Here is a 23,611-nt window from a genome sequence, read left to right as displayed (position 1 = left end):
TCAGGTTCTGGTGTTGGTTCAGGTTCTGGTGTTGGTTCAGGTTCTGGTGTTGGTTCAGGTTCTTGGTCTTTTTTTATCTCAACATTATCTAAAGAGCCAAAGACAGTTTCAAGAAAAGTTTTCTTGTCAAATTCCTTGAGATCAGAGTATTCCTGTCCAGTTCCAACGTAAATTACTGGAGTTGAAGTTATTTTGACAATAGATAGTGCAGCTCCGCCTTTGGCATCTGCATCACTCTTGGTCAAAATTGACGCATCAAATTTTACATGTTCATAAAACTCTCGTGCTTGATTTACTGTATCATTTCCTGCCAAAGAGTCACCGACAAAAATTTTCATGTCAGGGTTTACAACTTTGGTGATTTTTGCAATTTGCTCCATCAAGTTTTTGCTTGTTTGCATTCTTCCTGCAGTATCAATTAGTACGCAATCTGTTCTGTGTGAATTTGCATAAAGAACTGCATCTCGTGCAACAGCAGCAGGATCTGACTCATAGTTCTGGGCAACAAGTTTTAGATTAAGTCGATTGGTGTGTTCTCGTAATTGCTCAATTGCTCCGGCTCTAAATGTATCAGCTGCTGCTATAACTACAGAATATTTTGCTTGTTGCAACAGATGTGCAATTTTTGCCAATGACGTAGTTTTCCCAGTTCCATTAATTCCAACAAATAAAATCAAAAAGGGTTTTCCTTGTTTCTTTTTTTCATCAATTTTTGCAAATAGATCATAGCTTCCTGCGATATCAAACAGTGAAGAGATGCTGGAAATCAGACTGTCTTTTACAAATTTTTCAATTTCTTTTTTATCAACTTTAGAGCCAATCAGTTTTGTTTTGAGATCATCTTTGATTGATTCAATTACTTCAGTTGCAACGTCTGACTCCATAAGAGAAATTTCTAATTCAAATAAAATATCTTCAATGTCTTTATCATTAAGTTCCTTCTCACCAAGACTTTTCGCTGCATTTGAGAATGCACTACGAAGTTTATCAAACATGGCTTATCCCGATTTTGGTTGTTGCATTGCCTGCATCATTTGATTCATTTGTGCTTTTCCTTGCTCTAATCTACTTGCTGCATCTTGTTTCTTTGCAGCGGTATCTTGCAAAGCAACTTCGATTTCTTTAATTCTTGCTTCAAGATAATTAATTGCAGAAGGGAAATCTTTTTCAACTGCAACTCCTGCTCCAATATTCAAAATAATTTTGCTATTTGATGAAATCTTTGTTGGGATAAAGGTACCCATTCCAATTGGAACTAGAGTTTCTGATTCAGGGATTTTACCAAGTGACTGGATTGATTCAATTGCTGCAGTAGCTTCCCTCAAAATACTGTAGAAAGTTCCTTCTCTTTGAGATAAATCAGAAAAATATGTCTCTAGCATTTGCATCTGCTGCATTAATTGCTCTGCCTGTTCTTCACTCATTTACAACCAACCTCCCTCAGAAGGTTATAAATTCATTCATAGGTAAAATGAAATTAAAAATAGAAAATGAAGAAAAAAATAAAGATTGAACTTTATTTTGCTTTAGAGAATCTAGATTCTACCTCATCCCAGTTTACTACATTCCACCATGCAGCGATATAGTCTGGTCTTTTGTTTTGGTAGTTTAGATAGTATGCATGTTCCCAAACATCACAGCCCAACAATGGTACTAGTCCTTCAGTTCTTGGACTGGTTTGGTTTGGCATTGATTTGTATTCAACCTTACTTGATGTAGGATTGTAAACTAACCATCCCCAACCACTACCTTGAATTACTGCTGTGGTGGATGAAAATTTCTCTTTAAACTCAGCGAAGCTTCCAAAAGAACTGTTAATTGCATCAGCAATTGATCCTCCTGGTTCACCGCCTCCGTTTGCTTTCATGTTGTTCCAAAATAGCCTGTGGTTATCAAAGCCACCACCATTGAAATTAACTGCACCTCTTTGAGCTTCTGGTACTGAATTGATATCAGCTAGAATCTCAAGTATGTCTTTTGATTGAATATCAGCAGGACATGCTTCAAGAGCTGCATTTAGTTTGTCAGTGTATGCTTGATGATGTTTTGTATGATGAATCTCCATTGTTCTTGCGTCAATGTGAGGTTCAAGTGCATCATATGCATATGGCATTTCAGGAAGAGTGTATTTTCCCATAGAATCAAAGAGATCCTAATTCAATTTATTGGTTTATGAAGCAATTCATTTTTACTTGTAAAAATGCTTAAAAAATTTGTGAAATTTCTAATATTTTCATTAATATTTGTTTTTGGTACAGGATTTGTTTTCTCTGAGTTCTTTTTTGCTGAAGATGAAATCCAAGTTTACCTTGACAAAAGCGTTCCATACATTGGAACTGATGTTCCCAGAATGGATGGGATAGACGGGACAGGAATTAAAATTGCAGTAATAGATACCGGAGTTGATTTTAACCATCCAGACTTGCTTGGTTGGGGACCTGAGGGCAAAGTCATAGGAGGGTACAATTTCATCAACGAAAGCAAGCCACCACTGGATACCAACGGACATGGCACTCAAGTTGCAGGGGTAATTGCAGCTGATGGGCAAGTAAAAGGTGTTGCGCCAAAGGCCAAAATTCTTGCATACAAAGTTTCAGAAAACGGTGAAGGTGTGTCATCTGATCTAATAATTCGAGCAATTGAAAAAGCAGTTGAAGACGATGCAGACATTATCAACATTAGTTTGGGAGTCAACAAAACAAACACAAAGATTGACCGTGCAGTTAATCTTGCATTAGAAAAAGAGATTTTTGTTGTAACTGCAGCTGGAAATGACGGTCCAGGGTTGAAAACCATTGGAAGTCCTGGAAGAAATTACGGTTCAGTTACAGTTGGTGCAACATACAACAATCTCACATCAAGTCTTGTTGCAACACTGGAAGTAAATGAAAAACCATTTACTGTAATTCCGATGGTCGGCTCTACAAAATTAGAAGAACCAATTACTGGAAAAATAATTTTTGCAGGGTATGGGAAACTAAAGGACTTTGAGGGAGTTGATGTCAAAGATTCAATTGTAATTGTCGAGAGAGGAAGTGATGTGGAAGGAGAGATGCTATATTTTTCAATCAAAGAAAACAATGCTGCAAATGCAGGGGCAAAGGCACTGATAGTTTACAATAATGTTGGAGGAATTTTTCTTGGGGAGTTGATTCATGAGTTTATGGATTCAGACTACTATCCACGAATTCCAGTTGTATCAATTGACAGAGAGGAAGGTCTGCAAATAATTGAATCAATCAAAGACAAAAATCATGCATCAATGCATCTGTTTTACAATCCAGACTTTGTGGCGCATTTTAGTTCCCGCGGTCCTGTCTCACCATTTTACATAAAGCCCGAACTGGTTGCACCTGGTGCATACATCAATACCACTCAAAACAATGCAGGGTACAATTTCACCAGCGGAACAAGTTATGCGGCACCACATGTTAGTGGGGCAGCAGCGCTATTACTCCAGAAAAACCCAACACTGCACCACCACGAGATAAAATCACTATTACTTACTACAGTTGAGCCTGTATCTGATGCCTACGGGCAGCAATTTGCTCTAAATGACTCAGGTGCTGGAAGACTTGATATCGAAAAGGCATTTGAGGCCAACCTAATAATCATGCCACCAAATTTTGTAATTGGCATCTCATCAGATAGTACCGTTGCAGAAAGACAATTGCAACTAAAACTCATCGAGGGAACCCTAGAAGATTTGGATGTAAAGTTTGAAGGGCCAGAATTTATTCAGTTTGGATATAATCTTGAAAAAGATAATTTGAGATTCAAACTTAGTATGACCGGAGATAACTTTGGTGACCATGAGGGAAGAATAATTATTCACCATGATGGCACTCGTTATACAATTCCAATACTAATTCATTACACTGAAGGTTCAGTATCTGTAATTCAACAGAATCAAAAACTCATCTTTGATATTTATCATCCAGAGAAATGGAACTTTGCAAAAATCTCAATTACAAATAGCAAAGACGGCAAAGTTGATACTACTACTATGCTGCCAAACAAAAAAGCATCAATAGATGTTTTTGAGAATGCAGAATATTGGATTGAAGCTAAAATTAGAACAGACCAAAACTCTACTAGTGCATACAATACAATTCGGATCAGTACAATTCCAGATGACATTCAGAGATTTGACATTGACATTCCAGGAAAACAGATTGGAATCATTGCAATAGTAGTTGCAGCTATTGGAATTTTTGGATTAATTAAAAAAAGATACTCTAAAGTGGAGCTTTTGGACCTGCCTCAATAATTTCAGGTGAGACACCATCGAACTTTTTGAAATTCTCAGTGAACATCTGGGCTAGTTTCTTTGCAGACAAATCATAAGAATCCTTGTCAGTCCATGTGTTTTTTGGATCTAAAATTTCTGATGGAACTCCCTCTACTTCAGTTGGAATATCCAAGTTAAACAGATCATCATGACGATACTTTACAATATCAAGTGCACCAGATAGTGCAGCAGTAACCATTGCGCGACTGTACTTTATCTTGATTCTTTTTCCAACACCATAAGGTCCGCCAGACCATCCAGTGTTTACAAGATAAACTACGGTATTATGCTGATTAATTTTATCACCCAATAATTTGGCGTAAACTGAGGCCGGTCTAGGCATGAATGGTGCCCCAAAACACTCAGAGAACACAGACTTTGGCTCTTTGATACCTCGCTCAGTTCCTGCAAGCTTGCTTGTGTAACCGGACATGAAATGAAACATTGCCCCCTCCTTTGTCAATCTAGAAACTGGTGGTAAAACACCCAGTGCATCAGCTGTCAAAAATACAATAACTCTGGGATTTCCCCCAACACTTGGAATCACAGCTCCTGGAATAAAGTCCAAAGGATATGCAACTCTGGTGTTTTCAGTTAATGTGTTATCATCATAATCAGGAACATTGTCTTTGAGTACTACGTTTTCTAAAACTGCACCGGGCTTGATAGCATTCCAAATTTCAGGTTCTGCTTCTTGACTTAGATTGATGCACTTTGCATAGCATCCACCTTCAAAGTTAAACGTTCCATTATCAGACCAACCGTGTTCATCATCACCAATTAATCTTCTATTAGGATCTGCCGAGAGAGTAGTCTTTCCAGTACCGGACAATCCAAAGAACAACGCAGTGTCACCTTTTTCTCCAATGTTTGCAGAGCAATGCATTGGGAAGATACCGCGGTCAGGCAACAAGTAATTCATCACACCAAACATTGACTTTTTCATTTCTCCTGCATACTCTGTTCCGCCAATCAAAACAATTTTTCTAGTCAAGTCAATTAGGATAAAGACATCAGTTCTTGTTCCATCAATTTCGGGATTTGCTTCAAAGTCGTTAATACATAAAATTGTAAATTCTGGTTCGTGATTTTCAAGTTCTTCTTTTGTTGGTCTGATGAATAGATTCCTTGAGAACATGCTTTGCCACACATGATCATTTATGACTCTAATTGGTAAACGGGTATTAGGGTCTGCCCCAACAAATCCATCAAAGACATAAAGCTCCTTGTTATCAACAAAGTTTTTCATTTTCTCTAAGAGTTTTTCAAATTTGCCAGTTGGGAACTGATGATTGATTTTGCCCCAATCAATAGTATCATGAGTTTTATCATCAAATACAATAAATCGGTCATCAGGTGAACGGCCCGTATATTTTCCAGTATTGACTGAAAGGGAGCCTGTGGAATTTACTACGCCCTCTTTTCTCTCAACTGCAATTGAGACCATCTCCTCAACACTGAGATTTCTATGTACTTTTGATGGATTGATTCCAAACTCCTTTAGCTGGGAAGAAAATTTGTCAGTTACTGAATTACCTACTACTTGGGTCAGAGGATTTGGCCTCCAAAAGTAATTTTATCAATCCCAGGCTGGTTCATGAGATATCGATCCGCCTAAAGTTTCCTTATTATCTTTTTCTTATAGGGAATTATCTTTTTGTCTAGGAACGTATTTATTCCAAAATTCAAGACTCAAATTGATGCCTATCAATAAGGACAAGATTGCAAAGAGACAGGAAGTAAAGGAACACAATCCAGACTTTGTAAGACCAGAAAGCTGGCGTTATGTTAGACTACAGACTAACTGGAGAAAACCAAAAGGTATCGATCATCATCAGAGAAAACAAAAGAGTAGAGGCCGTCCAGGACTTGTAAAAGTAGGATATGGAGGACCAAAAGAAGCAAGAGGATTGCACCCATCAGGATATACAGATAATTTAGTATTCAATTTATCAGACTTGGAAAAACTAGATCCAAAAAAAGACGGAGTTAGATTCGGACACAGTGTTGGAACTAGAAAGAGAAAGGAAATCATCGTAAAAGCAATTGAAAATAAATTTAAAATTTTTAATGCGAGAGTGAGTGCAAGTGGTAGTAAATCTTAACGCAAAGAAGAGACTCGCATCTAGAGTCACAGGAGTCGGAATTCACAGAATCAAATTCGATACTGATCATCTCGATGACATTGCAGATGCAATTACTAGAGAAAACATCCGTAGTCTTATCACTGCAAATACAATCAAGATAAAACCATTTGTCGGAACATCTAGAGGAAGAGCACAATTCAAAAAAGAACAGAGAAAGAAGAGAGGTACAACTCAAGGTTCAAAACAAGGAAGAAAAGGTGCAAGAGTTGGTAAAAAAGAAGTTTATGTTGCTAAAGTTCGTTCATTAAGAAGATTACTAAAGATTGCAAAGGACAGAAAGGACTTGACAAATCCGGAATTCTGGGAACTCTACAAAAAAGTAGGCGGTAATACTGTTAGAAATAAAGCACACCTCAGACTGCTCATGGATGAAATCAGAGAAAAGAGAAAAGACTAGAACAGATAAACTGTATTTTCTAAATTCATAATTTTACCATTTTTTATCTCAATACCTTCATCACTTAGCATCTTTGTTTTAATGTGCTCCCCATATGCATAGCCCCCAACTTTTCCTGTAGACATTACAACTCTATGACATGGAATAATTACAGGGTATGGGTTCTTGTTCATTATTCTTCCAACAACTCTCTGTCCATTTTTTAGTCCAACTGCTTTTGCCAGCTCACCATAAGTTGTGATTTGGCCTTTGGGAACCTGGAGTAATTTTTTGTAAATCTTTTGTTCGAGATTCAAAGTTTGATTACCTCAAGATCTGTTGATTCAAGTAAATCAAGTACTTTTTGTTTATCTGAACCCAAGCCTTTCCAGTCCAATAGTGCAGCAGTTGCCATTTTGTTTTGCGATAAAATATGGGAAAACAGTTCTGAATCAAGACTCTCAAGTGCATGCTTTGGAATGACAGTTCCAAGTGCATACTTTCCATCAAGGAGCTCATCTGTAAACTTTGAGGGATAGTGGGTACCACCAAAGCAGATAGCTACTGGGTTTTTAGGAATTGGATTAGACATCACATCATTTACCAATAATGCAACAGAATGGCAAAGAGATTCATCAGTCCACTGTTTTTCAGTTGTACCAATCTCTATGAAGATTGATGGTTTTTTCAATGCAGTAGGACCGTGGTGTGTGGCCTCTATGGTAATTTGAAAATCTGAAAACTTTAATTTGTTTTTCTTTAATTTTTTAAGATAAGCCTTTTGGAGATCAGGATGGGGAATTGCAACTTGTCTGTCATTTCCTCCAAACTTTGCCTCTGAGAAATTTCCCGTACTATGACATGTCAAAGCCAGCTGTCCGGACTCTGCTGCATGTTTTGAGAGAAACACAAATCCATCATAATCATATTTTTCTTCCAGCCAATCAGCTGAAATTGCAGGGGTGGGAATGATTAGCAAGTCATAATTTTTTCCACGAAAAACATCACCGTCTTTGGTCATCCTCTTTGAAAGAAATTTTGCCATATTGTGACCAGCTGGGTCATCTTGATACGCAATTAGTAGTTCCATGAGATAAGGAATATAAGGACACCATATTAATTTCCACCAATGAACCCTAGGCAGACTTTGAAGAATATGGCAAATACCATGAAAATGGCGAAAAAACCTGACAAAGATGAGTACCAGCAGCACCTTAGACTCGTATTATTGGGAATTGGAGGAGTCGGATTAGTTGGATTTACCATACAGTTTGTCTTTTCGGTAATTACATTTGGACGGTAAAATTGTCAGAGGAAATAAAATCACATTTGTTTGCAATCAGAACCACTGGGGGACAGGAAAAAGTGGTCATGAGATTATTAGAAGCAAAAGCTAACGCCAATCAAATTAACATTCAATCAGTATTACTAGTTGACAATCTCAAGGGATATGTCGTAATCGAGGCAATCAATCCTAGTGATGCATACATGGCAGTTGAAGGTGTAAGACACATTCGCGGTCAATTAAGAGGAGAATTAGAATTCAAAGATATCGAAGGATACCTAATCAAGAAATCAACAGTTTCACAATTAGCAGTAGATAATGTCGTAGAAATTACAGGAGGTCCATTCAAGGGAATGAAGGCAACAATCACAAGAATTGATGTTGACAAGGAAGAAGCAACTGTAGTTTTACTTGATGCATCATACCAATTGCCAGTAACAGTAGACGCAAACTACCTGAAACTCTCAAGTGAGGCTTAGGAAGGATTAAATTTTCATTTAGAGTTTGATTTAACATGGGAGAACAAAAAGTATCATCACTTGTAACAGGCGGAGCAGCATCAGCAGGTCCACCATTAGGTCCTGCACTGGGACCACTAGGCGTCAACATCATGGAAGTAATCAATTCAATCAATGAAAAAACCAAAGACTTTGAGGGAATGAAAGTTCCAGTTACAGTAGTTGTTGATTCTGAGACAAAAAAATATGAAATTGAAATTGGCATCCCTTCAGCTGCTGCACTAATCATGAAAGAGGCCGGAATCCAGAAAGGCTCCGGTGCATCTGGCACTGAATGGGCTGGAGATGTATCACTTGATTCTGTGATCAAAGTTGCAAACACTAAACTTGAGAAATCTTATGCCACATCATTGAAATCAGTTGCAAAGACAATCATTGGAACATGCCTTGCACTAGGAGTCAAAGTAGAGGGAAAGACACCAAAAGAGATTACTGCTGAAATCAATGAAGGCAAATGGGATTCAAAATTCCAATAATTTCTGGAAAAAATATTATCAATAATCACAGTTTTTAGAATCTATGAACAAAGTATCACACTTTGAAATTCCATATGATGATCAAGGCAGAGCGCAAAAGTTCTATCAAGACGTGTTTGGATGGCAGATAGCGCAATTTGCAGACAGGGATTATCACATGGCAATAACTACCCCTAGTGATGAGAAGATGAAACCTAATGAGGCAGGTGCAATCAATGGAGGTTTACTTCCAAAGAATCCAACAGGGAGACATCCAATGATAGTAATCGATGTACCTGATATTGAGGACCACATCAAAAAGGTGGAATCTGCTGGCGGCAAAACTGTAATGCCTGTAATGAAGATAGGTGATTTTGGAATGTATGCCAGAATTTCAGACACTGAAGGTAATGTAATTGGTATTTGGCAGACAATTGGAACCTGCTAATACTTTTTTTATTTTTGAAAAAAAAATATTCAGTAGTTGATAAAAATCAAAATTAAATTTTGAGTAAACCATCCTTATAGGGGGATTTCATATTATGTGTATGATCCGAGGAGCTCCAAAATACATCATGGTAGCATTTTTTGCATTAGGGACGTTGTTTGTTGTGTTTTCATTTTGGGCACTATATCTAACGGATATTCCACAAGAGCAATTCCTAGACGATTCTAGGTTTGAAGAAGAGTACGTAAAATATTACGAATGGAACATTCTATTTGGAACAGTACTAATAGGAATTGGTTGGATTTTTGTATTTCTTGGACGTAAAATGTCACGCAGGTAATTTTCTAAAAGTTATATTTTATTTGTAATTTTTAAGTATTGAAAGAATGGAATAGTTTGTATGAATAAAAAAATTATTTACATTATCTTAGGAATAGTAGGATTAACAGCATTTGAATTACTTTTCTATTCAGGTTTGTTTTCATTCTAGTTCTATAGAATGGGAATATTAGCTGAATCTAATTAGTCATATCTAATTTTCATAGACTTTAAATTAAAAAACTACCTACATGTTACTATGAGAATTGATTCATGTAGAAAATGTGGAATCGAATTAGAAAAAAACAAAAAGTGTGATGTTTGCAGAAAAGTAAATCAGTTTTTCTGTCACAGATGTGGCTTTACAACTGATGAACAAATTCACACAGAGTGCAGCATTCAAAGAACAAACTATAGTATTCAAAATGCAGCTGTAGTTTAATTCTCAAAAGACAAACAAAATTTCAAATAATAATTATTGAAAAAAACTACTCAACGTCTGCTTTTGGAAGTAAAATAGTAAAGATTACTCCTCCTGTTGGTAAATTTTTAACATAAATTTCACCCTTATGTGCCTCTACAGTATTCTTGCAGCTAACCAACCCCAATCCAGTTCCAGTTTGTTTGGTAGTGAATAGCGGTTCAAATATTGCATCCAAAGAATCAGCTGGAATTCCATCACCATTATCCTCTACAGTTATTTTATCAAACTTTTTTTCCTTTTGGAAATTTATAATTATTTTTCCATCTTTTTTCCCAATAGCATGAATGGAATTTGAAATTAAATTCACAATTACATTTTGAATTTGATTTTTATCGCACCAAATCATCCCATCATTTTCAGACACTGAAATTTTGATGTTTTTTGGAAATTGAAATGATTCTAATGATTTTGAGATGATTTCAGAAAATTTTACATTCGCTCTTTTAGGAGGACTTTTTTTGATAAACCCAAGGACCTCGTCAATTTGATGATTCATTCTCAGGACTGCATATTGCATCATATCAAAATATTCTTGGTTTTCTTTAATCATCTCAGGTTTTTTTGTTTTCAAGATGTCAATTGCCATTTTTAATGAATTCAATGGATTTCTCAAATCATGGGTAATTCTTGAAGACAATTCACCAATTGCGGCTAATCTTTCAGTTTTGATCATCTCTTTTTGATACTTTTCTAATTTTTCACCCATCTCAAAGATTTGTTTAGACAGTTGATCAATTTCAGAAATATTTGAAAAGACTTGAGGATTTTCTAAATTTCCATCAGAAATTCGGAATATATTTTCTTTAAGTTTTAAAATCGGTCCACTGATAGATCTACCCAATTGAAATGCTACAACTCCAGAAATTCCCAAAATGATTAACGCAGTTACAGTAATGCTTATGATTGAATTTTGTATTGTAGAATTGATTTCTTTGGTAGAATACTCTATGACTAGAATGCCAATTTTTTCAGTCAGCGTTATTGGTTTTGAGGCATGAATTACATCATCTTCCACCAACATCATCTCTTTGTCTTCTAAAATTGAGGTTTGAATGAATTCATCCTCAAGCACTCTGCCAAAATTATAGTCAGCATCACTCCCATCAGTAAATAAACGCCCGTCAGGAAACAAAACAAGAACCTGGAGAACATTTTTTTCTTTCTCCAGATTATCAATGAGTTCATTTAATGCATCAACATCCAAGTTATTCATTGGATTTCTCATTTCACTTTCAGTTAGATCACATAATGCTTTAATTTTTGAAATTGATGAATCGAATAAATCCCTAGTTGTAAACTCTGCAATAATAATCGAAGTCAAGGATGTAGCAATCAGTACAGGAATAATTGTAATGAGTACTAATTTGGAATTAAGATTCATCTTACTCTAATAATTCCATTAATTTTTCTGAAATTTTAAAATCTTCATCCCAATTTATTTCTGAAAACTTTGAAGTGTCAGATATTTTACCAAGAATTTCCAGTGTACTGGGATGATTATCCATATCTAAAAGAATCTCTTTGAGTGCATCCTTTTGTTCCACATGGTTGCCAACAAACACCATTTGTCTTGGAAGTGATTTAGTTGATTCAATTATTTTTACTCTTTCTTTGATGTTCGTTGGAATGTCTTCAAAATCTAAATTTGATGTAGTCCCCACATCACCTCTTCCCTCAAGAATCCAAATCGGAGTATTCTCATCATCTTTACTAAAGACAAACGAAAAATCATCAGTTCCATCAAGATCAATACTGTATCCAGCATTCTGAAGATGAATTACAGGTAAAAAATACCCTGATGTGGATTCCATATCCTCAAAAACCAATGTTTTATTGAATAGATTATCAAATGTGATTTCAGAGTCAATTGGTGTTATGAACACTGTATGATATTCACGATGCCCCTCCTTCCAGGATAAAAGAAAAGGCTCAATGTCGGCATCCTGCATGATTTTTATTCCAATTAAAGGACTATCAAAATACAGATCCATCTCATGATTGTTTATTGATTCAATCATTTTTTCTGGGTTTGGAAGTATTGACACTTTACCCATGAACACTTTATTTTCATCACTAATTTTCTCTGCAATATAATCAGCTAATGGCTGATATCTTTTCACCATCTTTGCAGAATCCCTATGGATTGTACCAATTGTAAAAAATTCATAATCTGAACCTACAGTACTGATATTTTCAGTATCGTTATTTTCAACAGCATTATTATCTGAATATAATGACTGATATCCAATCATTCCTGACACAATTACAATACCAATTATTCCCAAAATTATGTAAAGTTTCAACTTTTACTGCTAAACTCATAAGATATTAAAAATAGCTGTCGGTACTTGTCGTATGAGTATAAGTTGTATAATTGCAGAAGACGATCCAATTAATTTAAAATTATTCTCAGAATTACTTGAAATAAACGGAATTTCTGTTTTAGACAAAGTAACTAATGGAAAAGAGGCAGTAGCATCTTTTGAAGCATTTAATCCCGATGTAGTGTTTTTGGATGTAATGATGCCTGAAGTTGACGGGGTTTATGCATTAGAGCAAATCCGAAAGATAAATCCATCATCCAAAGTTGTAATGGTTACAGCAGATACCTCAGAGGAAACCGAGCAATTAATGGAAAAATTAAAACCATCAGCAGTTATCCACAAGCCATATGAAATAATTACACTTTTACATATTCTTGAAAATGAGCTAGAACTAAAAATTTCATCATCAGATTAAAGAAAATCAAAACAGTATTTTCATCATTGAGTTTACATAATTATTTTTTCACATAAATTGGATTTGCAATAAGAGAATTGTTTATTATCTAGAATTTGGAAATTGATTAACAGCTTGAAAGCATCCGATTTATTTGTAAAATGTCTTGAAAATGAAGGTGTCGAGTACATTTTTGGAATACCAGGAGAAGAAAATGCAGATTTTGTAATGTCATTATCTCAATCTAAAATAAAATTCATTTTGACTCGTCATGAACAGGGGGCAGCCTTTATGGCAGATGTCTACGGAAGGTTAACAGGCAAAGTTGGCGTATGCCTTGCTACCCTAGGGCCTGGTGCAACAAACCTGGTAACTGGAGTTGCAAATGCAAACATGGACAGATCCCGACTACTTGCCATTACTGGTCAGACAGATTCACATCTCTTACACAAGGAATCTCATCAAAACATGGATGCAATAACAATGTTCAAACCAATTACAAAATGGAATTGGTCAATACGCAATCCACAAAATATTCCAGAAATTGTAAGAAGGGCATTCAAAATTGCACTCGAGGAAAAGCCTGGTGCTGTACACATTGAATTGCCCCAGGACATTGCAAAAAAAGAAGCAGACATACCCCCAATAAATCCTCAGCCTGTCTTTAGATCAGGGGCAAATGAGGAATTGATAAAACAAGCTGCCAAAATTATTCTTGAAGCAAAACATCCAGTAATTTTTCTAGGAAACGGTTGTGTTAGAGAGAATGCAAGTCAACACATCAGAAAATTAGTAGAGAAAACAGGAATCATAGCGATGAATACATTTATGGGAAAAGGAGTTGTCTCAGATGATTCTCCACTCCATCTTCATACAATAGGCATCAAAGATGCAGATCATGCTTTGCTTGCAATAGAATCAGCTGATGTTGTAATTGCGGTAGGAGTTGATCTGGTAGAATACAGTCCTAAAAATTGGAATAAAAAATTAGATAAAAAAATAATCCACATTGATTTCACACCATCTGAAGTCTACACCTATTACAGACCAGAAGTGGAAATAGTTTCAGATATCGAATATGCAATTGATGCAATTCTCGACGAATTAGAACAGCAGAAAAAAACACATCCAGAATTAGACGTATTTCCAATTAAAGAGATTCCAGAATTATTTAAAAAAATTATGAAAGAAGTAGATGAAAGACGAGATTCATTTAATGATGATGAGTCATTTCCAATAAAGCCTGAAAAATTAGTAATTGATGTTCGAAATGCTTTGGGCGAAGATGATATCGTACTATCAGACGTTGGTGCCCACAAGCTTTGGATTTCTAAAATTTACAAAACATATCAACCAAATACATGCATCATCCCAAACGGATTTTGCTCAATGGGATTTGCATTTCCAGGTGCAATTGCAGCAAAGATTGTCTATCCTGAGAAAAACATAGTAGCTATGTGTGGGGATGCGGGATTTTTAATGAACATTCAAGAACTTGAGACGGCAGTCCGTCTAAAATTGGGATTCATTACAGTAGTCTGGTGTGATCTGGACTTGGGAATGATTTCAATGAAGCAAAAAAACGAATTTGGCAAAAGTGTCTTTACAAAGTTTACCAATCCTGATTTTATCAAATTGGCTGAGAGCTTTGGAGCAGTAGGGTTTGTAGTAAAATCAACAAAAGAATTTTCAAAGACTATGGAGGAGGCAAAACAAATCAAAGACAAGCCAGTAATTATTGCAATTGATGTGGATTATTCAAGAAATCATGTTTTGTTAAATGACAGCAATTATGAAATTTAAAATAAAAATCCAAACTAATTGCTTATTGGGTTTGGACATGTTTCAGGGAATTGAAATGAAGTTATCTTCTTATCATGCTCTGTTACCTTAAAGCAGACAGATACATGAAAGCGTTCATCGGTGAGCATTCCACAAATTCTACAGATAAATCGTGTAGGAGCTTTGCATTTACCGCACAAGGAATATTCAAAGAGCAATCCCCCACATTTCCTGCATGACTCATCAGGCAACGCTACACCTCAAACTATAAGGCAGTTATGCCACCTGTAGAATTTTTAATGGTGATGTGTCTTTAGTTGCAAGAAACCTGTATGCAGTTTGAATTATCGGATAGGGGTTAAATTCAGGCTGTACGGATAATAGCATTAGATCATCTCCAGATGGAATTGTAATCATTGTAGTGTTTTCCCTAAATGAAACAATAGCAGATATCTTCCCAAATGAATTGTCAAATTCTTTTCTCATTGACATGTCAAGGGTAGTCTCCATAAAGAGCATCTCTAGTTTTTTTGCATCTGTCTCCAAAGGAAATGTCTGCGATTTGCATTCAGAAACCTTTCGTCCACGATTATTAATCATCACTGCAAAATTAATTCCAGGTATTTCACACATATTTTTACAGATTTCATCATACAGACACATTTGCTTTATTTCCATTTAGTAATCCTCCTCATCCAGCAGAATCCAAGATAGGCCTGCAACATCTTCACAGCAGAATTTTTTGGCATTCTCAACTGCAGGTACTTTGGTGTGTTTTATTTTCATAGTCTGAATCTGATTTGTTTCAGATTGCTTGTGAATCAATATGGTCGACATGCAATCTTTTGAGTCGAGTATTATATGGGATTGATTATTGAATTGCGGTATGCCTTTTTGGAACTAAAGATGAATTTTTTTAATTAGTATCTAGAAAATAAAAAGCTAAACTGTTTCAGTAAGATATACCGGATCCTTGTCGGTTTTTTGTAGTTCCACAAAGGTTTCAGAGTTTTGAACGCCTGGAACTTTACCTATCTTTTCAATAACGATACTATGAAGAGCCTCAAGATTTTTTGCATAAACTTTGATGATGATATCGAATCTGCCAGTGACTTCTGAGATAGATACGACTTCAGGGATATTCATGAATGTTTTGTGTATATCGTCTTTGAGTTTTGGATCTCGATTAATTCCAACTGATGCCTTTACACCGATTCCCAAAAGAGAATCATCTATCTCTACTGTGAATTTTTTGATTAGTTTTTTCTTCATCAGTCGCTTAATTCTGCTATAGAGCACTGAGGCATTGATTCCGAGTTTTTTAGATAATGTAGGTACAGAAATTGATCCATCCTTGGTCAATTCAAATAGCAATTTCATATCTAGGTCGTCAAAACGATGCAACGTATTCGAAAAAAGATTTTCTGATTTAATATATGTAGGTTTTTACAAATAATTTGGCTAGATTTACAAGATTTAATTGAAAATCTGTAATTTTTCTAAAAATTCCGATATCAATAAACCTCAATCCCTAAACGATTTTAAGTAGGCTTTTTTGAAAATGTTCGTAATGATTACAGAGTCTCAGCTAGTAGATATGATCAAAGAGGCAAAGGCTGCCACAAAAAAGAAAAAGTTTACGCAGTCAATTGAGCTAATTGTAAATTTCAAAGATATTGATGTGAAGAAAGGATTTGCATTAAATGAAGTAGTTCAGCTTCCAAAGACCAGTTCACCAGCAACTGTTTGCGTCATGGCAACAGGTGAGATGGGCCAGAAAGCAAAAGAGGCAAAGGCCGATTCTGTAATTGGAACCGAAGAATTAAACAGATTTGGAACAAACAAAAGAGAGTCCAGAAAATTCATTAACAAATATGATTTCTTTTTGGCAGATACCAAAGTAATGCCAACAGTAGGTAAAACATTGGGTCAACTATTAGGTCCTAGAGGAAAGATGCCAACACCAGTTCCTTTTGATGCACCAATTGATTCATTTTTGTCAAGATTTAGATCATCGATTAAAGTTAGAACAAGAGCATCACTATCTGTTTCATGTAAAATTGGAGATGAAACTATGGAGGATGCAGATTTAGCAATTAACGCACATGCTGTCCTTAATGCAATAGAGAAGAAATTGCCAAACGGTGAGAAGAATATGAAAAGAATTATGATTAAAACTACAATGGGAAAGCCAGTAAAACAAGTACAAGAGGTTAGAAAGAAATTTGCATGAAAATAGAACCACCTATCCTAAAAGAAAAACTCAGATGTATCAGCAATTACAAGAGTTGCCAAAAAAATACAAAGTAGTATCAGTAATCAAATTAAACAAAGTTCGTTCTACACAGATTTTACCATTAAGAAAAGTTCTCAAAGATGAAGTAGAGTTTGTTGCAATCAAAGACAAGGTTGCACAAAAAGCACTCAATTCACTTGACATTCCAGGAATCAAAGAAATTGCAGACCAGCTTGAAGGTCAATGCATGTTCTTATTTACAAACATGTCACCATTCAAGCTCAATGTTCTTTTAGCTAAAAACAAAGTAATGATGGCAGCAAGAGGAGGCGACATTGCAAGTATCGATATTGTGGTACCAGCAAAGAACACAGGAATTGCACCAGGTCCAATGCTAACAGAATTCAAGGAAGCTGGAATTCCAACAAAGATTGATCAAGGAACAATTTGGATTGCAAAAGACAGCACACCAGTTCTCAAAGGAGAAGCCATCAATGAAAAACTAGCATCAATTTTAGGTAAACTAGACATCAAACCAGTAGAGGCAGGAATTTCATTATTCACAGCACTTGAAGAAGGCAGCACGTATGCAGCAGACGAGATGGTAATTGATGTCGAGAAGATTAGAGCAGAATTTGGACAAGCACATCAAGAAGCAGTTTCACTATCAATAGAGGCGGCATACATAACCCCAGAAAACATCTCACAGATTCTCAGCAAAGCATCACAATATGCCCGCTCACTATCAGTAGAGTCAGGATTCATGACAGATGAGACAAAGGAGCAAATCTTGCAAAAAGCAGATGCACAAGCAAGATCAGTTGCCAGCAAGGCAAAAGACTACACTCCAGCATAAACCTAATTAGTTTTAGTTTTTAATTCAGACACGAATCAGTTTTGATAAAAACAATCAAGGGGTCTAAAGCATGAATAAAAAAAAATGGGCATGGTATGCAATAATTTTTGCAGTGATCATATCACTAGTAATTGCCACCATTCAGATTTACAGCATAGAAGAGCAAAACATCAAGACATCAATTACTGAAAATCAAATAGAGATTCAGGAAGTCATTGCAAAATCAATTGCAAAAAATATCACCTCAGAAATGGAGTTGATAATTTTTGAATTGGAGAATTTGGCAAAAGCAAATGAATTGCAAAAAGACACGGGGACAGCTGAATCAAGTAAATTGATTGCACAAACATTTTTGCGAATAAACTCTATTTCTCCTACTGCTCAAATTCTTGCACTTGATGAAGAGTTCATAGTTTTATCCCAAGCAAGCAAAAATCACGAGTCATTTGTTGGCGCAAAAGTAAAGGGATTATCAGAACTAATTGATTTGGAAAAAAACAGTCTCCCCGCAGATCCTAAAATTTTATCCATCAACACCCTTCTCTTTGATGAGCCAGAAATTGCAATTACATATCCAATAATCAGCGAGGAGACAAAAGAGCAAACAGGGACACTGCTAGTTACATTCGCATCAAGTGAATTTTTCAAGAGACATGGGAATATTTACGATGTAGAATCCCAATTTCTGACAGTAACTGATGAAAATCATGTGCGATTAATTTATCCAAACAATGAAAATTTTGAAGAGAATCAGTTAGGATATGACCCTGAATATGACAATGATCCAATACTAAATACACACATGCAGCTTATTTTGGAAGGTAATCTGTCTACTGCAATTTTTTCTCTAGATGATGATATTGGGGAGAGAATAAGTACAGGGATTCCAGTTATTATTAATGACAAAATTGAGTTTTTATTTGCAGTAGTTACGCCAACACAATCAATTAACAAAGAGATTGATGATATAATTTTCGTTACTCAGGTTCAAAGTATCTTTTTGTTGTTATCTACAATAGTTGTGCTTTTAGCATTGCTAGTAAAACGCTCTCAAAGCTTCAAGAAAGAGAAACTGACAGTGATTGGACAATTATCATCAAACATAGCACATGATATACGAAATCCATTAGGTACGATAAAAAATGCCGGAGTAATAATTCAAAAAGAAAACAAGGACGGTAATGGAATCATTTCAAGGGAGATTGACAGAATCAATCTATCAGTTAGAAGAATATCTCACCAAATCGAGGAGGTGCTAAACTATGTTAGAACAACCCCTCTAATTTTGAAATTATATTCATTAAATCAAATAATTCAAGAGGCAATTGATACACTGACCGTACCTGAGAACATTACAATTGACACTCCAAAAAAGGATGCAACCATAAAAATTGATCACGAAAAAATACTAATCGTATTTGTAAATATCATACTAAATGCAATTCAATCAATTGGAGATGCAAAAGGAAAGATCAATATCAGTATTGATGAAACTGAAACTCATGTTACAATAGAGTTTGAGAATTCAGGCCCTAACATCCCATCAAAAGATCTAAAACGTGTCTTCGATACCCTATACACAACCAAACTGGAAGGAACAGGTCTTGGTCTTTCTAGCTGTAAAAACATCATAGAGCAACACAAGGGAGAGATAACAGCGCATACCAATCCTGTAAAATTCTCAATAAAGTTACCAAAATGACCATTCAAATAATATCAACGAGTAATGGAAAAAGGCGAAAAAATTGGTAAATTCCCGTATTCTTTTGGTAGATGATGATATTCAGTTCCTAGAGGCCACAGAATACATGCTAAAATATGAAAATTATGACGTAATTACGGCTAAAAACGGGGAGGAGGCCATCAAAAAATACAAGGAATCAATCCCAGATATCGTTCTAATGGACTTGAAGATGCCAGTAATGAATGGCTATGATGCGTTTTTTAAAATAAAAAAAGACAATCCTGATGCAAAAATAGTATTCACATCAGCATATACCATAAATAATGAGGAATTTGCAAAAGCAAAAAAATCTGGATTGTATGGACTGCTAACAAAGCCATTTGATCTAAATGAGTTAAACAGTTTGATTGAATCAAAAAAGTAGAATTTTATTTTGTGTCGGATTTTTTTAAAATAGTATATCTCTGCTGATAATATTTTATTGCACTTCTAAAAAAAATCAAAAACCATTTTTTTAGTTTTGCATCTTCCTCAAATACAACATCCAAACTTTTTATTCCATTTGTTTTTGAATCGGTTTGTCCAAGTGGATTGTACAACAAATTAGTGTAAAACCAATACGAAATCTGCTCTGCGAGTTCTTCTTCTGAAATTGATTCAAAGTTTCTTTGGTATTTGATGTGCACATAAGACATTAACTCATAAAATGGAATTCCTGGCTGCACTTGGATTTGCGGATTGTCTGCAAGCAATCCATTTGCCAATAATTTTATTCCGTAAATTCTGTTACCTATTTTTGATTTGAGATAATCCCATTTGCCAAAAACTTTGGGTAATACACTAGAGTATTTTTGTGCAACCTTATCAATTTCGTTATTTGAAAAATCCAACACATCAATGCAATACAAAATTCCATACAAAGATAATCTATACTTGTCAGCTATTCCTGTTTTGAGACTCTTTCCATCTTTTACTACCAACCCTAGATTTAAAATTCCATCGGAATGCTTTCCTTTGTCTCTTCTTCCAACAAGAAGTCTTCTGTAGATTTTTTCTCGTTCACGTAGTTTTGCCATGTCATTTGGAATGGATATTTTTGCCAGGTCCCATGTTGTTAGCGGTTCATTTTTTGACATTACTTTCAAAAGAGATTGAACATTTTGCTGGTGCTTTGTTAGTTTTGATTTTTTTTCACCGGGCTTTCCATAATGAAGATGTGCGTTGGGACGCAAGTACATTTTGTAGTTTTGCAAGTTGCCCAATACAGATTCTGATTCAGAAGGCATACCGTAATCCGGTATCTCTTGTTATATATAACTCAGCCTCAATGATTGCATGAAGCAGCAAACCGTACACAACTGGCAACACTCGCCTTCAAAAACTCAGGTTGCAAGTATTCCTGTAAAAGCAGTGTCAAAATCCTTGCGCCAATCCAAGACACCTACCTTCTCCAGCGAGGATTTGATGGGGCTTTCCTGGGCATTGTTTGAGGAGAGATACTAAAATGCAAGCACAATATTTTTTCCCAAATGCCAGGATTGTGTGCAGCAAAATGCCGACCCATTTTGTTGCATTGCAGAGCCAAAAATGTATGGAGGAGATGAAGAAATGAGACCAACCAACAAAATTTTCCCTAGTGGTGGATTTTCATCTTCGCTGCTGATGCACACAGAACAAATCGAAAATTCAGACAGCATAGATTCTCAATACGAGAATGAAATAATGCTAGATGAGTTTGATTTGTTTGTACGCCATCACAAACAAACAAGCCATTTTAGGAGATGTGGTGCATCAGCATGAGCATAGTTTCAGTTCAAAGCATACCGAGGAAGAGTAAGACAAGAAGTTTGGCAACATCATGTATTTTTGGAATGGTGTTGAGTCTTTCTCTTACAATGTTTGATGATTCTGTTTTTGCAGAATCGACTCAAACGTCAGTGATAAGACTTGATGATGAGACAAGTCTTGAAAAGACAACGCTCAACATGAACATCCCTGAAACAAATACACTTCCTTGGGGAACAATCAAAGGCAAAGTGAATGACCCTTCACAAGGACATCCTGTGATTATTCAAATTTTCAAATCCGATGAGTCCGTTCCTATTCATGTTGCACAGGTTAACTTGAAAGGCGATCATTCCTTTGAGTACAAGTTCCGATTGCTGTCAATAGATGATGGTAAAATCACTCCTTTTTTTGAAGGCGACTATAATGTCAAAATCTTCAAGGTGATTAACACACCAACAGATAATCTAGAATCAATCTAGATTATCTCCATCTTTTTTATTTTTTTAATTTTAATTTGAAATATGGTGTCAAATCCGTATTTTACTCCAATAGTATTATTACTAGTAGAAACGAGATATTGTTGAATCAAGTAATGAGTTCCGAAAAAGGCAATTATTCAGGATATGGTAAATACGATGTTTCAGACAAATTAGAATTGAGCCTGCCAAAAACAGAAATCAAGATAGAAAGAAAATCCAATGACACACTATCATACTATCGAAAGAATGCCGAAGACGAAGAAGTTAGAAAATCATTTCCCAATTCAAGCAAAAATGTTTCACTTGAGCTGTGTCCAGTCTTGCCACTTCATCTTCCTGCTAAAAAAACACACGATCTCATCTTTTTGCGTTTAGCAGAGTCTATCTTTCTAGAAAAAAACTCTAAGGCAAGCTTTGTAATTCAATTCCCCATGGAGATAGGAGTCTTTGTGATAAACTCAAGTGATGGCTCAAAGGAGCTCTTTGATTGTTTTACATGTGAGCCAATGCACTCAAGATTTGCATTGTATGGTACTCCGGAGAACGGAAATCTATGCATGTACTCCAAAGTCAAACTACTAGAAGAGATTGATTCAGATCCTTATGTCTTTGCTAAAATGAGAGTTACTTTGAATAACGAACTAGACCACGGAGTATTTGTAAAAAAATTAGTATTCCCAATTGCAGAGCACATAATTTACTATGCAGAAATGTCTTCTGAAGTTCACATTGATGACATTAAAGGAGTGATAAAACCGTCAGTAAATAACGAAGTAATCGAGATTAATAGAGAAGAGTATGCCAAAAAAGACAAAGATTTGAAACTAGTCTCATATTCCAGCAGCAAGGAAAACAAATCATTTACGATGGAAAAGGGGTTTGATTAGATGGTTTTTGAAATTTTAGACACTCAACTTATGGAAGGAGTTACAATTTGGAGTTTGCTAATTACTGGAATTGTAGTTTTTGTCGGAGTAATTGTTGCAAGAATAGTTCGTATGATATTTAACAAAAAATTTGCACCAAACATGCCAATTCATACTGTAAAAACTATGAACAAGTTAATCTACTATGGAATAATCGTCATCTTCCTAATGGCTGCAACTGCAAGCCAGGGAATTGATCTTGGCGGGCTAGTAGTAGGAGCAGGATTCATGGGAATCGTAATTGGTTTTGCAGCACAGTCAGTAGTATCAAACATGATATCAGGAGTATTCCTGCTAATTGAAAAGCCGGTAAAACAAGGAGACACTGTAGACGTAGTAGACTCTAATGTATTGGGCAAACTAATCGACATTAGCACATTCTCGTCTAAAATTCAGCAATTTGATGGGACAGTTGTTAGAATTCCGAACGAAAAAATGTTTACGTCAAATCTTCGTTCATTTAATTTATCAGAAGTAAGAAGAAGTGAAGTTACAGTTGGCATTGGTTATGGGGAGAATATCGACAAAGCAATCAAGGTAATTAAAAATGCAATTGAAAAAAATGTAGTCTACTCACTAATGGAGCCGGAACCACAATTTTCTATTTCAGAGCTTGGAGATAACAGTGTAAACATTCTAATTCGCGTATGGTATCCACGAGATGATCTGCTTGAAGTTATGCCCAATTTACTCAAAGTAATTAAAAATGCATTAGATGAAGAAGGCATTGAAATTCCATTCCCACAAAGAGTGGTATGGGATGGAAAAGAATCTTAGAGGTAGGATTTCAAATCTAATTTCAAATAACTCAACTACATTT

The 23,611-nt window shown here is 35.6% G+C and carries 31 protein-coding genes; 19 read left to right on the top strand and 12 right to left on the bottom strand.

What is annotated here, in order from left to right:
- The 3 genes from ftsY to C6990_RS08125 form a co-directional block, all read right to left on the bottom strand.
- Nucleotides 1-995 (bottom strand): signal recognition particle-docking protein FtsY (ftsY, locus tag C6990_RS08135; RefSeq protein WP_255465337.1); only part of this gene is annotated, 995 nt, incomplete at its 3' end.
- 3 nt (nucleotides 996-998) lie between these two features.
- Entirely contained in the window at nucleotides 999-1,424 is a 426-nt protein-coding gene (gene pfdA, locus C6990_RS08130) for a prefoldin subunit alpha (RefSeq protein WP_182130208.1), read from the bottom strand.
- Between the two features lie 92 nt (nucleotides 1,425-1,516).
- Nucleotides 1,517-2,137, bottom strand: a complete 621-nt coding sequence (locus C6990_RS08125) for a superoxide dismutase (protein WP_182130206.1) — start codon at nucleotides 2,135-2,137, stop codon at nucleotides 1,517-1,519.
- A gap of 63 nt (nucleotides 2,138-2,200) precedes the next feature.
- Here C6990_RS08125 and C6990_RS08120 point away from each other — a divergent pair, with 63 nt between their 5' ends.
- Entirely contained in the window at nucleotides 2,201-4,270 is a 2,070-nt protein-coding gene (locus C6990_RS08120; protein ID WP_182130204.1) for a S8 family serine peptidase, read from the top strand.
- Here C6990_RS08120 and pckA read toward each other — a convergent pair.
- Nucleotides 4,239-5,843: a phosphoenolpyruvate carboxykinase (ATP) gene (gene pckA, locus C6990_RS08115; RefSeq protein WP_182130663.1), complete on the bottom strand. Its 1,605-nt coding sequence runs from the start codon at nucleotides 5,841-5,843 to the stop codon at nucleotides 4,239-4,241. The genes C6990_RS08120 and pckA overlap by 32 nt on opposite strands.
- A 148-nt stretch (nucleotides 5,844-5,991) precedes the next feature.
- Here pckA and C6990_RS08110 point away from each other — a divergent pair, with 148 nt between their 5' ends.
- Nucleotides 5,992-6,396 (top strand): 50S ribosomal protein L32e, encoded by a 405-nt coding sequence (locus tag C6990_RS08110; RefSeq protein ID WP_109876556.1) that lies wholly within the window; start codon nucleotides 5,992-5,994, stop codon nucleotides 6,394-6,396.
- Nucleotides 6,380-6,835, top strand: a complete 456-nt coding sequence (locus C6990_RS08105) for a 50S ribosomal protein L19e (protein WP_182130202.1) — start codon at nucleotides 6,380-6,382, stop codon at nucleotides 6,833-6,835. Before C6990_RS08110 ends, C6990_RS08105 begins: the two co-directional genes overlap by 17 nt.
- Here C6990_RS08105 and C6990_RS08100 read toward each other — a convergent pair.
- A complete protein-coding gene (locus tag C6990_RS08100) occupies nucleotides 6,832-7,131 on the bottom strand; it encodes an MGMT family protein (protein WP_182130200.1) in 300 nt (99 codons plus the stop codon). The genes C6990_RS08105 and C6990_RS08100 overlap by 4 nt on opposite strands.
- Nucleotides 7,128-7,904 carry a D-aminoacyl-tRNA deacylase gene (locus tag C6990_RS08095; protein ID WP_182130197.1) on the bottom strand — a complete coding sequence of 259 codons (777 nt, stop codon included), beginning with the start codon at nucleotides 7,902-7,904 and terminating at the stop codon, nucleotides 7,128-7,130. The genes C6990_RS08100 and C6990_RS08095 overlap by 4 nt, the downstream gene beginning before the upstream one ends.
- Before the next feature lie 39 nt (nucleotides 7,905-7,943).
- Between C6990_RS08095 and C6990_RS08090 the strand changes: the two genes are divergently transcribed.
- The 6 genes from C6990_RS08090 (at nucleotide 7,944) to C6990_RS08065 (ending at nucleotide 10,280) form a co-directional block, all read left to right on the top strand.
- Nucleotides 7,944-8,117 (top strand): protein translocase SEC61 complex subunit gamma, encoded by a 174-nt coding sequence (locus C6990_RS08090; RefSeq protein WP_182130196.1) that lies wholly within the window; start codon nucleotides 7,944-7,946, stop codon nucleotides 8,115-8,117.
- A 2-nt stretch (nucleotides 8,118-8,119) separates the two neighbouring features.
- Nucleotides 8,120-8,578, top strand: a complete 459-nt coding sequence (locus tag C6990_RS08085; protein WP_182130194.1) for a transcription elongation factor Spt5 — start codon at nucleotides 8,120-8,122, stop codon at nucleotides 8,576-8,578.
- A gap of 35 nt (nucleotides 8,579-8,613) precedes the next feature.
- On the top strand, nucleotides 8,614-9,093 hold the full coding sequence (locus C6990_RS08080) for a 50S ribosomal protein L11 (RefSeq protein ID WP_182130192.1): 480 nt from the start codon (nucleotides 8,614-8,616) through the stop codon (nucleotides 9,091-9,093).
- Nucleotides 9,094-9,136: 43 nt separating this feature from the next.
- A complete protein-coding gene (locus C6990_RS08075; RefSeq protein WP_182130190.1) occupies nucleotides 9,137-9,520 on the top strand; it encodes a VOC family protein in 384 nt (127 codons plus the stop codon).
- 100 nt (nucleotides 9,521-9,620) lie between these two features.
- Nucleotides 9,621-9,860 (top strand): hypothetical protein, encoded by a 240-nt coding sequence (locus C6990_RS08070; protein ID WP_182130188.1) that lies wholly within the window; start codon nucleotides 9,621-9,623, stop codon nucleotides 9,858-9,860.
- Between the two features lie 237 nt (nucleotides 9,861-10,097).
- Nucleotides 10,098-10,280 carry a hypothetical protein gene (locus C6990_RS08065; protein WP_182130186.1) on the top strand — a complete coding sequence of 61 codons (183 nt, stop codon included), beginning with the start codon at nucleotides 10,098-10,100 and terminating at the stop codon, nucleotides 10,278-10,280.
- Nucleotides 10,281-10,326: 46 nt separating this feature from the next.
- Here the strand turns inward: C6990_RS08065 and C6990_RS08060 are convergent, their stop codons facing one another.
- Both C6990_RS08060 and C6990_RS08055 read right to left on the bottom strand, forming a co-directional pair.
- On the bottom strand, nucleotides 10,327-11,703 hold the full coding sequence (locus tag C6990_RS08060) for a HAMP domain-containing sensor histidine kinase (RefSeq protein ID WP_182130184.1): 1,377 nt from the start codon (nucleotides 11,701-11,703) through the stop codon (nucleotides 10,327-10,329).
- Between the two features lies 1 nt (nucleotide 11,704).
- On the bottom strand, nucleotides 11,705-12,625 hold the full coding sequence (locus C6990_RS08055; protein WP_182130182.1) for a phosphate/phosphite/phosphonate ABC transporter substrate-binding protein: 921 nt from the start codon (nucleotides 12,623-12,625) through the stop codon (nucleotides 11,705-11,707).
- Between the two features lie 52 nt (nucleotides 12,626-12,677).
- Between C6990_RS08055 and C6990_RS08050 the strand changes: the two genes are divergently transcribed.
- Nucleotides 12,678-13,061 carry a response regulator gene (locus C6990_RS08050; protein ID WP_182130180.1) on the top strand — a complete coding sequence of 128 codons (384 nt, stop codon included), beginning with the start codon at nucleotides 12,678-12,680 and terminating at the stop codon, nucleotides 13,059-13,061.
- Between the two features lie 114 nt (nucleotides 13,062-13,175).
- Entirely contained in the window at nucleotides 13,176-14,843 is a 1,668-nt protein-coding gene (locus C6990_RS08045) for an acetolactate synthase large subunit (protein WP_182130179.1), read from the top strand.
- A 255-nt stretch (nucleotides 14,844-15,098) separates the two neighbouring features.
- Here the strand turns inward: C6990_RS08045 and C6990_RS08040 are convergent, their stop codons facing one another.
- From C6990_RS08040 to C6990_RS08030, 3 genes are all read right to left on the bottom strand, one after another.
- Nucleotides 15,099-15,500 (bottom strand): hypothetical protein, encoded by a 402-nt coding sequence (locus C6990_RS08040; RefSeq protein ID WP_255465335.1) that lies wholly within the window; start codon nucleotides 15,498-15,500, stop codon nucleotides 15,099-15,101.
- The gene (locus tag C6990_RS08035; RefSeq protein WP_182130178.1) at nucleotides 15,501-15,659 is read right to left on the bottom strand and encodes a hypothetical protein; all 159 of its coding nucleotides are present in this window, start codon (nucleotides 15,657-15,659) and stop codon (nucleotides 15,501-15,503) included. It abuts the gene before it with no gap.
- Nucleotides 15,660-15,764: 105 nt separating this feature from the next.
- Nucleotides 15,765-16,202 carry an Lrp/AsnC family transcriptional regulator gene (locus C6990_RS08030; protein WP_182130176.1) on the bottom strand — a complete coding sequence of 146 codons (438 nt, stop codon included), beginning with the start codon at nucleotides 16,200-16,202 and terminating at the stop codon, nucleotides 15,765-15,767.
- A gap of 190 nt (nucleotides 16,203-16,392) precedes the next feature.
- On the opposite strand from C6990_RS08030, the gene C6990_RS08025 reads away from it, so the two are divergent.
- The 4 genes from C6990_RS08025 to C6990_RS08010 all read left to right on the top strand — a co-directional run bounded on the left by C6990_RS08025 (nucleotide 16,393) and on the right by C6990_RS08010 (nucleotide 20,022).
- Complete coding sequence (locus C6990_RS08025) at nucleotides 16,393-17,055, top strand: 50S ribosomal protein L1 (protein WP_182130174.1); 663 nt, start codon at nucleotides 16,393-16,395, stop codon at nucleotides 17,053-17,055.
- Complete coding sequence (locus tag C6990_RS08020; RefSeq protein ID WP_182130172.1) at nucleotides 17,048-17,914, top strand: 50S ribosomal protein L10; 867 nt, start codon at nucleotides 17,048-17,050, stop codon at nucleotides 17,912-17,914. Before C6990_RS08025 ends, C6990_RS08020 begins: the two co-directional genes overlap by 8 nt.
- 70 nt (nucleotides 17,915-17,984) lie before the next feature.
- Nucleotides 17,985-19,616, top strand: a complete 1,632-nt coding sequence (locus C6990_RS08015) for a sensor histidine kinase (protein WP_182130170.1) — start codon at nucleotides 17,985-17,987, stop codon at nucleotides 19,614-19,616.
- A gap of 43 nt (nucleotides 19,617-19,659) precedes the next feature.
- Nucleotides 19,660-20,022 carry a response regulator gene (locus C6990_RS08010; RefSeq protein WP_182130168.1) on the top strand — a complete coding sequence of 121 codons (363 nt, stop codon included), beginning with the start codon at nucleotides 19,660-19,662 and terminating at the stop codon, nucleotides 20,020-20,022.
- Nucleotides 20,023-20,026: 4 nt separating this feature from the next.
- Here C6990_RS08010 and C6990_RS08005 read toward each other — a convergent pair whose 3' ends face one another.
- Nucleotides 20,027-20,884, bottom strand: a complete 858-nt coding sequence (locus C6990_RS08005) for a hypothetical protein (RefSeq protein WP_182130166.1) — start codon at nucleotides 20,882-20,884, stop codon at nucleotides 20,027-20,029.
- A 256-nt stretch (nucleotides 20,885-21,140) separates the two neighbouring features.
- On the opposite strand from C6990_RS08005, the gene C6990_RS08000 reads away from it, so the two are divergent.
- From C6990_RS08000 to C6990_RS07985, 4 genes are all read left to right on the top strand, one after another.
- Nucleotides 21,141-21,398: a hypothetical protein gene (locus C6990_RS08000; protein WP_182130164.1), complete on the top strand. Its 258-nt coding sequence runs from the start codon at nucleotides 21,141-21,143 to the stop codon at nucleotides 21,396-21,398.
- Nucleotides 21,395-21,865: a hypothetical protein gene (locus C6990_RS07995; RefSeq protein WP_255465332.1), complete on the top strand. Its 471-nt coding sequence runs from the start codon at nucleotides 21,395-21,397 to the stop codon at nucleotides 21,863-21,865. The genes C6990_RS08000 and C6990_RS07995 overlap by 4 nt, the downstream gene beginning before the upstream one ends.
- A gap of 113 nt (nucleotides 21,866-21,978) precedes the next feature.
- Nucleotides 21,979-22,752, top strand: coding sequence for a DUF432 domain-containing protein (locus tag C6990_RS07990; RefSeq protein ID WP_182130162.1), 774 nt, complete (start codon nucleotides 21,979-21,981; stop codon nucleotides 22,750-22,752).
- Nucleotides 22,753-23,568, top strand: a complete 816-nt coding sequence (locus C6990_RS07985; RefSeq protein ID WP_182130160.1) for a mechanosensitive ion channel family protein — start codon at nucleotides 22,753-22,755, stop codon at nucleotides 23,566-23,568.
- Nucleotides 23,569-23,611: the final 43 nt, after the last annotated feature.

Origin of the sequence: Nitrosopumilus sp. b3, assembly GCF_014078525.1 — an archaeon.
Lineage (GTDB): Archaea > Thermoproteota > Nitrososphaeria > Nitrososphaerales > Nitrosopumilaceae > Nitrosopumilus.
This window is presented reverse-complemented; position numbering and strand designations above follow the sequence as displayed.

What these genes read in the sequence shown, in the direction of transcription:
- C6990_RS08050 (WP_182130180.1), top strand. Translation starts at nt 12,678, where the DNA reads ATGAGTATAAGTTGTATAATTGCAGAAGACGATCCAATTAATTTAAAA.
- C6990_RS07995 (WP_255465332.1), top strand. Translation starts at nt 21,395, where the DNA reads ATGAGCATAGTTTCAGTTCAAAGCATACCGAGGAAGAGTAAGACAAGA.
- C6990_RS08125 (WP_182130206.1), bottom strand. Translation starts at nt 2,137, where the DNA reads ATGGGAAAATACACTCTTCCTGAAATGCCATATGCATATGATGCACTT.
- C6990_RS08065 (WP_182130186.1), top strand. Translation starts at nt 10,098, where the DNA reads ATGAGAATTGATTCATGTAGAAAATGTGGAATCGAATTAGAAAAAAAC.
- C6990_RS08035 (WP_182130178.1), bottom strand. Translation starts at nt 15,659, where the DNA reads ATGTCGACCATATTGATTCACAAGCAATCTGAAACAAATCAGATTCAG.
- C6990_RS08060 (WP_182130184.1), bottom strand. Translation starts at nt 11,703, where the DNA reads ATGAATCTTAATTCCAAATTAGTACTCATTACAATTATTCCTGTACTG.
- C6990_RS08005 (WP_182130166.1), bottom strand. Translation starts at nt 20,884, where the DNA reads ATGCCTTCTGAATCAGAATCTGTATTGGGCAACTTGCAAAACTACAAA.
- C6990_RS07985 (WP_182130160.1), top strand. Translation starts at nt 22,753, where the DNA reads ATGGTTTTTGAAATTTTAGACACTCAACTTATGGAAGGAGTTACAATT.
- C6990_RS07990 (WP_182130162.1), top strand. Translation starts at nt 21,979, where the DNA reads ATGAGTTCCGAAAAAGGCAATTATTCAGGATATGGTAAATACGATGTT.
- C6990_RS08110 (WP_109876556.1), top strand. Translation starts at nt 5,992, where the DNA reads ATGCCTATCAATAAGGACAAGATTGCAAAGAGACAGGAAGTAAAGGAA.
- C6990_RS08070 (WP_182130188.1), top strand. Translation starts at nt 9,621, where the DNA reads ATGATCCGAGGAGCTCCAAAATACATCATGGTAGCATTTTTTGCATTA.
- C6990_RS08040 (WP_255465335.1), bottom strand. Translation starts at nt 15,500, where the DNA reads ATGGAAATAAAGCAAATGTGTCTGTATGATGAAATCTGTAAAAATATG.
- C6990_RS08120 (WP_182130204.1), top strand. Translation starts at nt 2,201, where the DNA reads ATGCTTAAAAAATTTGTGAAATTTCTAATATTTTCATTAATATTTGTT.
- pfdA (WP_182130208.1), bottom strand. Translation starts at nt 1,424, where the DNA reads ATGAGTGAAGAACAGGCAGAGCAATTAATGCAGCAGATGCAAATGCTA.
- C6990_RS08025 (WP_182130174.1), top strand. Translation starts at nt 16,393, where the DNA reads ATGATTACAGAGTCTCAGCTAGTAGATATGATCAAAGAGGCAAAGGCT.
- C6990_RS08095 (WP_182130197.1), bottom strand. Translation starts at nt 7,904, where the DNA reads ATGGAACTACTAATTGCGTATCAAGATGACCCAGCTGGTCACAATATG.
- C6990_RS08075 (WP_182130190.1), top strand. Translation starts at nt 9,137, where the DNA reads ATGAACAAAGTATCACACTTTGAAATTCCATATGATGATCAAGGCAGA.
- C6990_RS08015 (WP_182130170.1), top strand. Translation starts at nt 17,985, where the DNA reads ATGAATAAAAAAAAATGGGCATGGTATGCAATAATTTTTGCAGTGATC.
- C6990_RS08030 (WP_182130176.1), bottom strand. Translation starts at nt 16,202, where the DNA reads ATGAAATTGCTATTTGAATTGACCAAGGATGGATCAATTTCTGTACCT.
- C6990_RS08080 (WP_182130192.1), top strand. Translation starts at nt 8,614, where the DNA reads ATGGGAGAACAAAAAGTATCATCACTTGTAACAGGCGGAGCAGCATCA.
- C6990_RS08090 (WP_182130196.1), top strand. Translation starts at nt 7,944, where the DNA reads ATGAACCCTAGGCAGACTTTGAAGAATATGGCAAATACCATGAAAATG.